The following is a 14,830-nucleotide window of genomic DNA, read 5'->3' on the forward strand; positions in this document are numbered from 1 at the left end:
GATTGATGAAAACATTGGAAGAACAATTACGCCTGATTAAACATGGCGTGGAAAATTTACTTCCAGAAGAAGATTTTAAAAAGAAATTAGCAAAATCTATTGCTGAAAATAAACCATTAAAAATTAAACTAGGCCTTGATCCAACCGCACCAGATATTCATTTGGGACATACGGTAGTGTTACGTAAATTAAAAACATTCCAGGATTTAGGTCATCAAATTATTATTTTGATTGGTGATTTTACAGCTCGTATCGGTGATCCTACTGGTAAAAGTGTAACTCGTCCTCCTCTTGATGAAGCGGCTGTAGCACATAATGCCATGACCTATAAAGAACAGATTTTTAAAGTGCTTGATGAGTCAAAGACTAAAGTTGTTTATAATAGCGAATGGCTTAGTAAATTATCTTTTGAAGATGTACTAAAACTATCTGCTAAATATACAGTGGCTCGCATGTTGGAACGTGATGATTTCCAAAAGCGTTATACAGAAGGGCGCCCTATTGGAGTTCATGAATTTATGTATCCATTGATGCAGGGCTATGATTCAGTAGCACTTGAAGCTGATATTGAGTTTGGCGGTACTGATCAGACTTTCAACTTATTAATGGGTCGTCATTTACAAGAAGAATATGGTCAAGCACCACAGACAATTATTACTATGCCTATTTTAGAAGGTCTTGATGGCGTTCAAAAGATGAGTAAATCCTTGGGTAATTATATTGGCATTAGCGAGGCGCCAACAGAAATGTATGGTAAAGCTATGTCAATTCCTGATGAGCTTATGATGCGTTATTTTATGTTAGTAACGGATATGTCTATTGAAGAACAAGAAGAATTAGGCAAAGCCTTAGAAGCTGGCACAGCTCATCCTCGTGATACAAAAATGAAATTGGCTCATACCATTGTTCGTTTGTATCATGGTGAAGAGGCGGCTAATGAAGCGCAGGAACAGTTTATTCGAGTGTTCCAAAAGCATGATTTGCCAACGGATATTCCTGAATATGCTATGGCAAAATCATCAGAGCCTGTATATGTACCACAGTTATTAACGGATGCAGGTTTAACAGCAAGTAATAGTGAAGCACGCCGTTCCATTAAAGCTGGTGCGTTCAAAATTAATGGTGAAAAATGTGCTGACGAAAATATTGAACTAGCAGATGATATGGTGCTACAAGTAGGTAAACGTAAATTTATCAAAATTAAATTCAATTAATGTGCTGCACTATATAATATGTTGCACTATATAATGCAGTTATACATGTATTATATGAATATAAGCTATAGCGTACACGGTATGAGATAAGCTATAACAAGAAATATGCTTTAATGTATAAAGGACCAGAGTTAAAACGTACAATTAACTCTGGTTCTTTTTATTTTGATTACATAGTTAGATAGTGCTTAATAGGTATAGGTAACTATATTTAGTGTAGTTGTTTCTATGCTAATAGCTATGCAATATATAAATAATATTCTATAAAGTGTGAAATATAATTGACATTTTATTAAATGTGTTGTACTATTTACCTAGTTGATGTATTTCTTTTCTTCAGGAGGTTTCATATAATGAATCGTGAAAATGCATATGTACTTTGGTTTGATGAATTGAAGCGTGAAGATGTAGCCTTAGTTGGTGGTAAATCTTCTTCGTTAGGGGAAATGACTTCCTCCACAAATGTACCTGTACCATACGGTTTTGCTACAACTGCTCATGGCTATCGGTTCTTTATGGAACGTACTGGTTTAGAAGACAAGATTAAAGCAGAACTTGATAAATTAGATGATGTAGAAAATTCTGCTTTGTTACGTGAAATTTGTGCTAATATTCGCAAATTAATTTGTGATGCAGAAATGCCACAGGAATTAGCAGAAGCTATTGAAAAAGCCTATGCTGAATTGGGACAGAAAGTAAATGAAGACAATCCTTTCGTAGCAGTTCGTTCTAGTGCGACGGCTGAAGATTTACCAGATGCAAGCTTTGCAGGCCAACAAGATACATACTTAAATGTTCGTGGTGCTGATGTAATTATCCAAAAAGTAAAAGAATGCTACGCATCTACATTTACAGATCGCGCTACTTACTATCGTGTAAAACAAGGTTTTGACCATATGACTGTAGCTTTGAGTGCTGCTATTCAGATGATGGTATTCTCCAAATCTGCTGGTGTTATGTTCACAGTTGACCTTGTGACTGGTAATGATGAAAGTATTTTAATTGAAGGGTCTTGGGGTCTTGGTGAATATGTAGTACAAGGGACAGTTACGCCAGATAACTTCACTGTTAATAAAAAAGCAATGAAAATCGAAAGTCGTATGATTAACGATAAAAATATTGCGCTTGTTCGTAATCCTGATGGCGACTGTGCTGAAATTGTAATTCCAGAAGAACAAGCTAAGGCACAAGTGCTTACTGATGAACAAGTTCTTGAGTTAGCTTCCTATGCTAAAGCTATTGAAAAACATTATGGTTGCTATATGGATATGGAATGGGGCGTTGATGAACGAGATAATAAGATTTGGATCTTACAAGCTCGTCCAGAAACAGTTTGGTCCCGTAAAAATAAAGATGAAAAACCGGCGGAAGAAGCTGTACAAACTACAACATCTCGTGAAATCGTGGTAAAAGGTTTACCAGCTAGTCCTGGTAAAGCGGCTGGTAAAGCTCATGTTATTTTAGACCCAGCTGATATTGATAGTTTCAAAGAAGGGGAAATTCTTGTTACTACAATGACGGCACCGGACTGGGTACCAGCTATGAAAAAAGCTAAAGCGATTGTAACTGATGCGGGCGGTATGACTTGTCATGCATCTATCGTAAGTCGTGAATTAGGCATTCCTTGTATCGTTGGTACTAAGAGCCGCAGTGAAGAAGGCACAAAACGCATTGCTGATGGTCAGATGATTACTGTAGATGCAACAAATGGTATCGTATATGATGGTATTTTAGAAGATGCTGTAAAACCAAAAGCAGAAGCTTCGGCACAAGTAGTAAGTGAATATATTCCAGTAACAGGCACTAAAGTATATATGAATCTTGGTGACCCTGATTTAGCTGAAAAATATGGTGTTTTACCATGTGATGGCATTGGTTTGATGCGTGAAGAGTTTATTTGGACTACATTCATCCATGAACATCCATTGCATTTGATTGAAACTGGCCGTAGCCAATTCGCTATTGATACATTAGCTGAAGGTATGCGTAAAGTATGTCAGGCATTGGCACCTCGTCAAGTAGTGCTTCGCTTAAGCGATTTCAAATCTAGCGAATATCGTGATTTAAATGGTGGCGATAAGCACGAACCACATGAATCCAGTGCTTTACTTGGCTGGCGTGGTGCTTCTCGTTACTATGACCCTAAATATGCACCAGCTTTCCAATTGGAATTAGCGGCTATTCGTAAAGTTCGTGAAGAATATGGTTTCAAAAACTTACAAGTTATGATTCCATTCTGTCGTACGGTGCAAGAGGCTGCAGAAGTAACTCGCGTAATGGCTGAAAATGGATTGGCACGCAGTGCTGATTTCAAAATTTGGCTTATGGCTGAAATTCCAGCAAACATTATCTTAGCTGATCAATTTAACCAATATGTAGATGGCTACTCTATCGGTTCCAATGACTTAACTATGTTAATTCTTGGTTGTGACCGTGATAATGAAACGGTACAACATATTTATGATGAACGTAATTTGGCAATCCGTCGTGCGATTCATCACCTAATCGAAGTAGCTCATCGTGATGGCAAAACAGTATCTATTTGTGGACAAGCACCAAGTGTATATCCTGATTTCTGTGAATTCTTGGTACGTAGTGGTATTGACTCCATTTCTGTAAATCCAGATGCTGTAAAAGCTACGAAGAAAATGGTGGCTCAGTTAGAACAACGTATTATGCTTGACGCTGTGACTGGTCGCGGTCGCACTCTTGGTAATGAATTAGAGTGGTAATAATACTATGTGAAATAAACAGGAGGCTACATAGCCTCCTGTTTTTTATAGACGCTGAAACATGTGAAGTGTTATATAGAAATATATGAAGTATCATATGGAAACATGTGGAACATAATATGGAAACATATGAAACATGGTGTGGAAACATATGTAATATACAGTGGAAGCACATAAAGCATACTATGTTTCAGTTACTAAAGTGAAAGGAGGATATACTTTGCAATTAACCGCACGGCAAGATAAAATAGTTCATATTGTAAAGGAAGAAGGCCCTATTACAGGTAAAGCTATTGCCGCAAAATTAGAATTAACAAGATCGGCGTTACGTTCTGATTTAACTGTGTTGACTATGATGGGGTTACTCGATGCAAGACCTAAAGTGGGGTATTATTATATTGGTCAACAAGGTGTTAGCCCAGTAGCTAATGAGATTCGTCAATTTACCGTAGGGCAAGTGATGGCTCAAGCAGTGGCGGTAACAGCGGATACTAATTTGTATGATACGATTGTAACCATGTTTACGGAAGATGTGGGAACCGTGTTGATTTGTGATGAAGGTTATTTGCTAGGTTTAGTTTCACGTAAAGATTTATTGCGTGCAGCGATTGGGCAAAATGACCCTAAAACAATGCCTATTTCTATGATTATGACCCCCGTAAGTAAAATGATTTCCTGCCATATAGAAGATAGCGTTGTAGAGGCAGCGCAGCGCATGATTGATTATGAAGTAGATTGCTTACCTGTTGTTGAATTGGAAACAGAGAATAGCCGTAGACGCTATAAAGTATTAGGGCGTGTTTCTAAAACAACCGTGACTAAATTATTTTTAGATTGTGGTGTGAAATAATATAGACCTATAATTTTTGGGTGCATTAATAGTAATAAGCATTGTATAATAAATATATAGCGTATGTAGATTGTATATAGCTTGTACAAGTTTGGTTAGGCTATTACAAGTAGATTAAATAAGCTCTCATAAGTGAGGTGTGGCATGGAAAAAAATAAGATTATTTTTGCAATTTCTGACTCATTAGGTGAAACTGCTGAATCCGTGGCTCGGGCAACGGCTAGTCAATTTGATAAAGAAAGTATAGATATTATTCGTATTCCCTATATTAGTCAAGAATCGCAGATTGATGATGTAGTTAAAGAAGCAGCGCAAGGAAAACATATTATTTGTCATACTATTGTATCGCCTACTTTGCGTCGTTATTTACATAATGAAGCACAAAATCAAGGTGTAAAAGCGGTTGATATTATGGGACCTGTTTTGGATGCTGTAGGGAGTGTAGCAGATACTCGCCCACGTTTGACAGCAGGCATGATTCATAAATTGGACCAAGAGTATTTTAAAAAGGTAGAAGCGATAGAGTTTGCTGTTAAATATGATGATGGCAAAAACCCATCAGGTTTTGAAAAAGCAGATATCGTTATTATTGGTGTTTCTCGTACGAGTAAAACACCATTATCTATGTTTTTAGCGTATAAAAAAATAAAGGCCGCTAACTTACCGTTAGTGCCTGAAGTACCATTACCAGAAGAATTATTTAAAGTACCACCTAAAAAAGTAGTGGGCCTTATTATTGATCCCTATAAATTGAATAATATTCGTAGTGAACGCTTGCGTACAATGGGGCTTGATGGGGAAGCTAATTATGCTACCGTTGCTCGCATTGAAGAAGAATTAGCATATGCGAAAGCGGTTATGCGCCGGGTACATTGTCCTGTATTGGATGTATCGAATAAATCAATTGAAGAAACAGCTTCTTTTGTGATGCAGATTATTGAACGAAATAAACAGCAGGAGCAAGGCCGTTAGGAGGCTTACATGACTATTCGAGAAGAAATTGAAGCGAGAGAAGACTTAATATTGTCGCCACAGGCAACTAAAAGTAGCACGGCTAAACGAGATCGAGAAGAAGCACCAGATCCTTTGCGTACAGCTTTTCAGCGCGATAGAGACCGTATTATTCACAGTAAATGTTTTCGTCGCTTAAAACATAAAACCCAAGTATATATTGCACCAGGGGATCATTACAGAACACGGATGACTCATACTCTTGAAGTAGGGCAGATAGGACGTACTGTAGCACGAGCATTGCGCCTTAATGAGGATTTAGTAGAAGCTATTGCTATGGGCCATGATGTAGGACATACGCCGTTTGGGCATGTGGGGGAATATGCCTTACGTGATTTGGTGGGACATTTTAATCATAATGAACAAAGTTTGCGAACGTTAGAAGTTTTAGAAAAAGATGGGCAAGGTCTTAATTTGACTAAGGAAGTGCGTGATGGTATTTTAGGTCACACTGGTGCTCATAAACCTATGACTATGGAGGGGCAAATTATACGCTTAGCCGATCGAATTGCTTATTTGTGTCATGATTTTGATGATGCACAGCGTGCGGGGATGTTATCCATTGAAGATTTGCCAAGTTCAGTGCGAGAAGTATTGGGCACTACACCATCGCAGATGATTACCACGATGGTTATGGATATGGTGCGTGAATCAATGGACAAAATAGAAATTTTTATGTCCGATGATGTAACCAATGTGATGAATGAATTTAGGCGATTTATGTTTACGGCAGTATATAAAGCACCTACTTTAATACCTGATCGAAATCGAGCGGCTCATGTAGTGAAATATTTATTTTTACATTATTTAGAGAATCCTGAATTATTGCGCCATGAAATCGCCCGTCATGGTGGTGATGCAGAGCGCATGATTACACTGACTGATATTGTAGATTATGTGGCTGGTTTAACAGATCAGTATGCTATTAAGTTATTTAAAGAGATATATATTCCTAGAATTTGGGATCCAGCGAATTAAAAATATGTCTTTGCTTAAAAAAGAGCAATAAAAAACTGCTATGACAAACGTCATAGCAGTTTTTTTAGAGTACATGTACCTTCTTATTTTTTACGCGCGTGTAATTTTATCGGAACGAAGGCAGCGAGTGCATACATTTACCTTTTTGGTTTCGCCGTCTACAATTGCTCGTACTCTCTGGATGTTTGGCTTCCAGGTCCTTTTCGTGCGGATGTGAGAGTGACTCACGTTCATACCGCTAGTGGTGGTTTTGCCACATACTTCGCAAAGGTTTGCCATAATTTCCACCTCCAAGCATAATTTACAACATAACATATGTATTCTATCACAAGGGGACAGAATAAAGCAAGTATATAATTAAATTCGTTGACGAATCATATAAATTGCCGTACTATCTTTCTTAACAGTATTATTATATCATAGATTTACAGATTATAAATGGATTTTCCAGAGTGCAATATAGGTTTAGATAGTAGTTTAAGTTTGTATAAAGGTAGTGGACGTTAGGAGGTGTAGTGAATATATGGAAGAATCCCTATTAACTATTAAAGGGGTAGGCCCTAGCCGGGTGAAACAACTGAATAAGCTGGGCATTACCGATGTCTCTTCACTGTTAACATATTTTCCCCGCACTTATGAAGATCGTAGTGCTACATATTGTATTGGTGCTTTGAAGCAAGGAGCTGTAGGTGCTACGGAAGGAACTATTTTACATATACAGGAAAAGAAGCCTCGCCGAGGTCTATCTATTTTGGAGATTACCATTGGTGATGCTACTGGTCGCATGAAAGTAGTATTGTTTAATCAGGGCTATAAGAAAAACTTTTATAAAGTAGGCCAGCGTCTTCATGTGTATGGCAAGGTGGAGTTTGCCTATGGCTCTTTACAAATGAATACGCCTCATATTGAAACATTGCGTGATGGACAACAGGCAGAGGCTGGTATTGTACCAGTATACCCTTTGGTTGAAGGGGTAAGTCAATTTGTAGTTCGCCAAGCTATTGCCAATTGGTTGGCAGCTAATGATTCACTGCCAGAATTGCTACCAACTGAGATTAGACAAGAACAAAATTTTATGTCTCGTTATGAAGCGTTTAAAGAAATGCATAGTCCTTTGACGGTTGAACGCTATGAATTGGCGCGCAAACAATTAGCCTATGAAGAATTATTTATTATGCAAGCAGGGCTATTATTGTTACGTGCTAAAGAACAAGAAGAGCAAGGCATTAAAATGCAGCCTTCAGGATCTATGGTAAGAGCGTTTTTAGAGCAATTACCTTTTGCATTGACCGGCGATCAAAGTAGAGCGTTTCAGGATATTGCTACAGATATGGAAGCGGAACGACCGATGCGCCGTTTATTACAAGGTGATGTGGGGTCTGGTAAAACTGTTGTGGGGGCATTAGCTTTAATTAAAGCGGTAGAGAATGGCTATCAAGGGGCTTTGATGGCGCCTACGGAAATTTTGGCACAGCAGCATTATGAGAGTTTGCAAGAACTTATGAAACCTTGGCTAAAACCAATAGCTACAGACACTAAACCAAATGAGAGTGAGGATTTATTTACTCCTGGTGATAGCTGTATAGCTACTCGTGATGTAGTGGAGTTAACAAACATTGCTCCGAATTTGCGGATGGCCCTATTAACAGGATCTACTAAAACAGCTGATCGTCAGGCTATTTATGAAGGACTAGCTGACGGGACAATTGATGTAGTAATTGGTACGCATGCGCTTATTCAAGAGGTGGTGCAGTTTAAGAAATTGGCAATAGTCATCGTTGATGAGCAACACCGATTTGGCGTAGAGCAACGGGCGACTTTACAGCGTAAAGGTACAAACCCACATATGCTAGTTATGACGGCTACCCCGATTCCACGGACTATGACATTATCTATTTATGGTGACTTAGAGGTCAGTTTGATTAAAGAAATGCCACCAGGACGTAAGCCGGTGCTTACTTATGCGGTAGACTCATCGTATAAAGAGCGTTTACATACTTTCTTTGAAAAAGAGATGACTGCAGGCCATCAAGTATATGTAGTCTGTCCTTTAGTAGAAGAGTCTGAAAAACTTGATTTAGTAGCAGCGGAGCAATTATATGAGGAATTGGCTGAAAAATATAATCGTAAATTTGGCGTAGGTCTTGTTCATGGCCGTATGAGTGCAACTGATAAAGAAGCTGTTATGGAGGCTTTTTATAAAGGGCAAACTAAGCTGTTGGTGTCGACGACGGTTATTGAAGTAGGGGTTAATGTACCTAATGCAACAATTATGTGTGTGGAAGGGGCCGAACGTTTTGGTCTGTCCCAACTACATCAGTTGCGTGGTCGAGTTGGTCGTGGCAGTACGCAGTCATATTGTGTTTTAGTGAGCGATAGCCGTAGTGAAGAGAGTCGCCAGCGCTTACAAGTTATGACTGAAACACAAGATGGTTTTGTGGTAGCTGAACAAGACTTATTGCTACGTGGCTCAGGTCAACTTTTTGGGTTAGCCCAATCAGGATTACCTGATTTAAGATTAGCGAATATTTTAAAAGATATAGATTTACTTGTGGCGGCACGACAAGATGCTAAATTGTGGTTACAGCAAGTTGGCTTTGAAGCGGGTGTTATACAAATGAAACCTGAATTGATACGTCGTTTTGGTGATAGTTTTCAGCGTATTATTTATAGCTAAGCTAATTATGATATGGGGGAATGAAAAATTCTGCTTTCATCTTGATAGAATTTGAGAAAATACTGTATTTTAGCATGTACAGAATAGGCCTTTTGAAGTATAATAATACGATAGAGAAGTCTATACAGCTAAATGATAAAGGTTTGTATAGGTAAAGACGTTTTCGATGATGGAGGTTGAGTAGAATGCCAATTATTCATGTAGAATTAGTAGAAGGGCGTACCTTTGAACAGAAGAAAGAATTAGGCGAAGTGATTACTAAAGCAACAGCTGAAATTATTAAAGTGCCTAAAGAAGCGGTAAAAGTTATTTTTACTGATATGAAAGCAGATAACTTTATGGAAGCTGGTGTAATGCGCTGCGAAAAATAAGCGAATTACCAGTTTTGATGTATTAACAATGGATTGGTAATATAAGCCAATTACATTGTATGGCTAAGTAGAGTGAATCGATAAGAAATTAAGGAGAAAGGAAGTTACCATGAGAGAAGATAAGTTTGGGTTACGTGGTCTAACATTTGATGATGTATTATTAGTGCCAGCAGCATCTGATGTGTTGCCAAACCAAGTGGATTTGACTACGCACCTAACTCGTGATATTAAGCTCAATATTCCAATGATTAGTTCTGGTATGGATACTGTTACGGAATCACGGATGGCCATTGCTATGGCTCGTGAAGGTGGTATGGGCGTTATTCACAAAAATATGTCCATCGAAGAACAGGCTCATGAGGTGGATAAAGTAAAGCGTTCCGAACATGGTATCATCGTTGATCCAATTTATTTAAGTCCACAAAATCTATTGTCGGATGCAGAAGAATTAATGCGTAAGTATGCCATTTCAGGTGTGCCTATTACGGAAAATGGTAAATTAGTAGGTATTATTACGAACCGTGATATGCGCTTTGAAAATGAATTAAATCGACCAATTGGTGAAGTTATGACTAAGGAAAATCTTGTCACTGCACCAGTAGGAACTTCTTTAGAGGAAGCAAAGGCGATTTTACGTCAACATCGTATTGAAAAATTACCTTTGGTAGATGAAGCAGGTATTTTAAAAGGCTTAATTACCATTAAAGATATTGAAAAAGCAACTAAATATCCTAATTCTGCAAAAGATGGTAGTGGCCGTTTGTTAGTAGGTGCGGCTGTAGGGGTAAGTAAAGATTTATATGATCGTATGGATGCTTTAGTAGCTGCTAAAGTTGACGTAATTATCGTAGATACAGCGCATGGTCATTCAGCAGGCGTGTTACGTACTTTAAAAGAATTAAAAGCAGCGAACCCACATATTCCAGTAATTGCGGGGAATGTAGCTACTGCAGCGGGCACAGAGGCTTTAATTGAAGCTGGTGCAGATGCTGTTAAAGTTGGTATTGGGCCTGGTTCTATTTGTACTACTCGCGTTATTGCTGGTATTGGTGTACCACAAATTACAGCTGTTTATGAATGTGCAGCCGTAGGTCGTCGTTACAATATTCCAATCATCGCTGATGGGGGGATTAAATATTCTGGCGATATTGCGAAGGCTATTGCAGCTGGTGCTAATGTTGTTATGATGGGTAACATTCTAGCTGGTACTGATGAAAGTCCAGGCGAAACTGTTATTTATCAAGGTCGTAGTTACAAAGTGTACCGTGGTATGGGTAGCTTAGGCGCTATGAAACTTGGAAGTAAAGATCGTTATTTCCAAACAGAAGCTAAGAAACTTGTACCAGAAGGTATTGAAGGACGCGTACCTTATAAAGGTATGTTAGCGGACACTATCTTCCAAATGGTAGGTGGTTTACGTGCAAGTATGGGATATTGTGGTTGTCATAATATCCAAGAAATGATTAATGATACTCAGTTTATCCAAATTACTGCTGCTGGGCTTAAAGAAAGTCATCCACATGATGTAAGCATCACGGTGGAAGCGCCTAACTATAGCGGCTGATTATTGAGGTGTATTTGTTTTGCGTAATCAATTGAGCATTCTTGATGTGCCGGTTGATGTTATAACCATGAATGAAGCAGTTCAGCGTGTACAGAATTTATATTCTGAGCCGGGGCTACATACTGTAGTCACGGTTAACGCTGAAATGGTTATGCGTGCCCGACATGATAAAGAATTGCACGACATTTTAAAACAAGCAGATTTAGCCGTCCCAGATGGGGCTGGTGTATTATGGGCTGCCGAACAACTAGGGCAGCATATTCCAGAACGCGTAGCTGGTTGTGATTTAGCAGTGGCTTTATTGCAAAAAGCAGCGCAACATAAAACGCCTGTGTATTTTTTAGGGGCCGCACCTGGCGTAGCTGAGCAAGCGGTAAAAAATATGGAGGCTAAAGTAGGTTCGTTAGAAGTAGTCGGTATCCACTCCGGCTTTTTTGATGAGCAAGAGGAAACAAGGATTATTCAGGCGATTGAAGCAGGGCAGACTAAATTAGTATTAGTCGCATTAGGTGTGCCTAAGCAAGAAAAATGGATGACTACTAAGTTAGCTCATTTAGATGGTGTTGTAGCTATCGGTTTAGGTGGTTCTTTTGATGTAATGGCTGGTACGGTAAAACGAGCTCCTGAATGGATGCAACGCAATCGATTGGAATGGTTATATCGATTGTTGAATCAGCCTCAACGGCTTGGTCGTATGATGGCACTGCCTAAATTTATGTGGGCAGTGAAACAAGCAAAAAAATAGAGAGGTGGTGCGAGATGCCCACAGGGTTTATTGTTAAAGATGGGTATCCTTTCATTGGGGTAACCTTTCTGATAGCTATTTTGTCGGGATATTTTTTATCTCCTTATGTAGCGATTATACCCTTAATACTGGCTTGCTTTTTCACGTTCTTTTTTAGGAATCCTAACCGTGTGATTCCTACTGATCCAGATGTATTGGTTTCACCAGCTGATGGTAAGGTCATGGAAGTAAGTGAAGTATATGAAGATTTATTCTTAAATACAGAATGTAAAAAGGTAACAATTTTCTTATCTGTTTTTGATGTGCACGTAAATCGGGCACCAATGGAAGGGAAAATTACGTTCCGACAATATACATGTGGCGGGTTTTTACCAGCTTATAAAAAAAGCGTAGGCTATGAAAACGAACGTCACTCCATTGGCATTGACAATGGACGCATTGAAATTTTAGTTACACAAATAGCAGGATTATTAGCCCGTCGTATAGTATCGTGGACTGATTTAGGGAATACATTAGCGAAAGGCCAATTATATGGGATGATTAAATTTGGTTCTTGTACGGAAATTTTTGTGCCTAAGTCAGTAGATATTTGCGTTAAAAAAGGCGATTACGTACGAGGTGGAGAATCAATTATCGGGAGGCTGCAAAAAAATGGATAAATCAATATTTCCAAATTTGTTTACGGCTGCTAATTTATCCTTTGGCGTCGTAGGCATTACTATGGCGGCTAACGGTGAATTTACATGGGCAGCGATTTGTGTGTTATTGTCATTATTAGCTGATGGCTGTGATGGTCGTGTAGCACGAGCACTTGGCGTGTCAGGCCCAATGGGGCGCGAATTAGATTCCTTAGCTGATGTAGTCGGCTTTGGCGTAGCGCCAGCATATATGTTATATATGTATCAATTGAGTCATACTGGTTGGCTTGGCTATGTGCCATTATTGGCATTTTCTGTTTTTGGTGCTTTTCGCTTAGCGCGGTTTAATATTATGACGGATGAAGTACATGGTTACTTTTTAGGTTTACCTATTCCTGCAGCCGGTTGTATGGCTGCAACCTATGTGTTATCAGGTATTCAATTACCAGAATGGGTATTGATGATATTAATGATTGTAGTAGGGTATTTAATGGTGAGCCGTGTTCATCATCCTGATTTTAAAGGCAAAGGGGCCGATCCAGTTAATACATTAGCCTTAGCTATTGTTGTCATTTTAGGGATTATCGCCTTAGTGCTTGATTGGCATAGTTGGCCAGTTCTTATCTTTGCGCTATACGCTGTCTTTGGCATTTGTAATACTATTATTAATCTTGTAAAACGGTGAGAGGTGAAGGACGTAAATGGATTATATTCTTGACCTTATCATGATTCCCTTACAAGTAATTATTGTTTTCTATACAATTTATTACTTTGTGTTAGCTGTATCGGGAATGTGGCGAAGGAAAGAAAAAAAGAATTATACGCCTAAGAACTCGTTTGCCATTATCATATGTGCTCATAATGAAGAGGCTGTTGTGGGCCAATTAGTGGAAAATCTGAAAATTTTAGATTATCCTAAGGAGTTATATGATATTTTTGTAGTAGCAGATAATTGTACCGATCAAACAGCGGCCATTGCTCGTGAAGCCGGGGCTTGTGTATATGAGCGTGAAAATCGCGAAGAAGTCGGTAAAGGCTATGCCATGGGCTGGATGTTTAATCGGATTTATGAAATGGATCGTAAATACGATGCCTTTGTCATATTTGATGCCGATAATTTAGTCCATCCTAATTTCTTATTGGAGATGAATCACCATTTAGAGTTAGGAGAACCAGTTATTCAAGGCTATTTAAATGCTAAGAATCCTACTGATACATGGGTAGCTGGCACATTTGCCATCGCTTTTTGGCAAGTGAACCATATGTGGCATTTGGCGAAATATAATCTAGGCCTGTCAACGGCACTAGGTGGCACAGGGATGTGTATTCGTACAGATATTATTAAAGAGTATGGTTGGGATTGTAATTGCTTGACCGAAGATATGGAATTTTCTATGAAATTATTAATTCATGGAATTAAGACAACGTGGGCGCATGATGCTATCGTATACGATGAAAAACCGTTGGGCTTTATGCAGTCATGGCGTCAACGTAAGCGTTGGGCACAAGGCCATTTTGATTGTGGTGAACGCTATATTCCTAAATTGTTTGTCGAAGGGATTAAACAAGGCAATTTCCGTATTTTAGATGGGATTGTTCAAATTAGCCAGCCATATTTCTTATTAGTATCTACTTTTTATTTGATTATGACGTATATCAATGCATATGTGCCAATTTATACTAATATTATTTACCAGATTTTACCGGTTACGGTATGGACGATTATTGGGATAGGACAGTATTTATTCCCGCTGATTGTATTGGCAAGTATTAAAGTGCCACCTAAAGTTTGGTTATATTATTTAGTATATCCACTATTTATGTATAGTTGGGTGCCGGTTACATTCTTAGGCTATTTAAATCGCCACGACAAAGTATGGGCTCACACAGAACATACTCGTGGGGTTTCCTTAGGCGATGTGAAATTGACACGCATGGGCGATGCGAATCATAAGATAAAAAAATAAAATTGAAATTAGAGTTTTTGTGTAATGCGCATAAATCGTAGCGAGTTATAAAAAGTGCCTATTAATAGGCACTTTTTTAATAT

Annotated in this window: 13 protein-coding genes; 12 read left to right on the forward strand and 1 reads right to left on the reverse strand. The window is 38.6% G+C overall.

Annotation, left to right across the window (positions count from 1 at the left end):
• Window positions 1–5: 5 nt before the first annotated feature.
• From tyrS to NFR44_RS00310, 5 genes are all read left to right on the forward strand, one after another.
• Complete coding sequence (gene tyrS / locus NFR44_RS00290; protein WP_251439875.1) at window positions 6–1,214, forward strand: tyrosine--tRNA ligase; 1,209 nt, start codon at window positions 6–8, stop codon at window positions 1,212–1,214.
• A gap of 353 nt (window positions 1,215–1,567) precedes the next feature.
• Entirely contained in the window at window positions 1,568–3,946 is a 2,379-nt protein-coding gene (gene ppsA, locus NFR44_RS00295; protein ID WP_251439877.1) for a phosphoenolpyruvate synthase, read from the forward strand.
• A 220-nt stretch (window positions 3,947–4,166) separates the two neighbouring features.
• On the forward strand, window positions 4,167–4,796 hold the full coding sequence (locus NFR44_RS00300; protein ID WP_251439879.1) for a helix-turn-helix transcriptional regulator: 630 nt from the start codon (window positions 4,167–4,169) through the stop codon (window positions 4,794–4,796).
• A 144-nt stretch (window positions 4,797–4,940) separates the two neighbouring features.
• Window positions 4,941–5,768, forward strand: coding sequence for a pyruvate, water dikinase regulatory protein (locus NFR44_RS00305; RefSeq protein ID WP_251439881.1), 828 nt, complete (start codon window positions 4,941–4,943; stop codon window positions 5,766–5,768).
• 9 nt (window positions 5,769–5,777) lie between these two features.
• Entirely contained in the window at window positions 5,778–6,785 is a 1,008-nt protein-coding gene (locus NFR44_RS00310) for a deoxyguanosinetriphosphate triphosphohydrolase (protein WP_251439883.1), read from the forward strand.
• A gap of 90 nt (window positions 6,786–6,875) precedes the next feature.
• Here the strand turns inward: NFR44_RS00310 and rpmB are convergent, their stop codons facing one another.
• Window positions 6,876–7,064, reverse strand: a complete 189-nt coding sequence (gene rpmB / locus NFR44_RS00315; protein WP_251439886.1) for a 50S ribosomal protein L28 — start codon at window positions 7,062–7,064, stop codon at window positions 6,876–6,878.
• A 244-nt stretch (window positions 7,065–7,308) separates the two neighbouring features.
• Here rpmB and recG point away from each other — a divergent pair, with 244 nt between their 5' ends.
• The 7 genes from recG (at window position 7,309) to NFR44_RS00350 (ending at window position 14,747) form a co-directional block, all read left to right on the forward strand.
• Window positions 7,309–9,462, forward strand: a complete 2,154-nt coding sequence (gene recG, locus NFR44_RS00320; RefSeq protein WP_251439888.1) for an ATP-dependent DNA helicase RecG — start codon at window positions 7,309–7,311, stop codon at window positions 9,460–9,462.
• A gap of 185 nt (window positions 9,463–9,647) precedes the next feature.
• Window positions 9,648–9,833 carry a 4-oxalocrotonate tautomerase gene (locus NFR44_RS00325; protein ID WP_251439890.1) on the forward strand — a complete coding sequence of 62 codons (186 nt, stop codon included), beginning with the start codon at window positions 9,648–9,650 and terminating at the stop codon, window positions 9,831–9,833.
• Between the two features lie 109 nt (window positions 9,834–9,942).
• Window positions 9,943–11,397, forward strand: a complete 1,455-nt coding sequence (guaB, locus tag NFR44_RS00330) for an IMP dehydrogenase (protein WP_251439891.1) — start codon at window positions 9,943–9,945, stop codon at window positions 11,395–11,397.
• 19 nt (window positions 11,398–11,416) lie between these two features.
• Window positions 11,417–12,142: a WecB/TagA/CpsF family glycosyltransferase gene (locus NFR44_RS00335; protein WP_251439893.1), complete on the forward strand. Its 726-nt coding sequence runs from the start codon at window positions 11,417–11,419 to the stop codon at window positions 12,140–12,142.
• Window positions 12,143–12,156: 14 nt separating this feature from the next.
• On the forward strand, window positions 12,157–12,801 hold the full coding sequence (locus NFR44_RS00340; RefSeq protein ID WP_251439895.1) for a phosphatidylserine decarboxylase family protein: 645 nt from the start codon (window positions 12,157–12,159) through the stop codon (window positions 12,799–12,801).
• On the forward strand, window positions 12,794–13,465 hold the full coding sequence (gene pssA / locus NFR44_RS00345) for a CDP-diacylglycerol--serine O-phosphatidyltransferase (protein WP_251439897.1): 672 nt from the start codon (window positions 12,794–12,796) through the stop codon (window positions 13,463–13,465). The genes NFR44_RS00340 and pssA overlap by 8 nt, the downstream gene beginning before the upstream one ends.
• Before the next feature lie 16 nt (window positions 13,466–13,481).
• Window positions 13,482–14,747, forward strand: coding sequence for a glycosyltransferase family 2 protein (locus tag NFR44_RS00350; protein WP_251439900.1), 1,266 nt, complete (start codon window positions 13,482–13,484; stop codon window positions 14,745–14,747).
• The last annotated feature ends 83 nt before the right edge of the window (window positions 14,748–14,830 follow it).

The organism is Veillonella intestinalis, from assembly GCF_943193155.1.
GTDB lineage: Bacteria > Bacillota > Negativicutes > Veillonellales > Veillonellaceae > Veillonella_A > Veillonella_A intestinalis.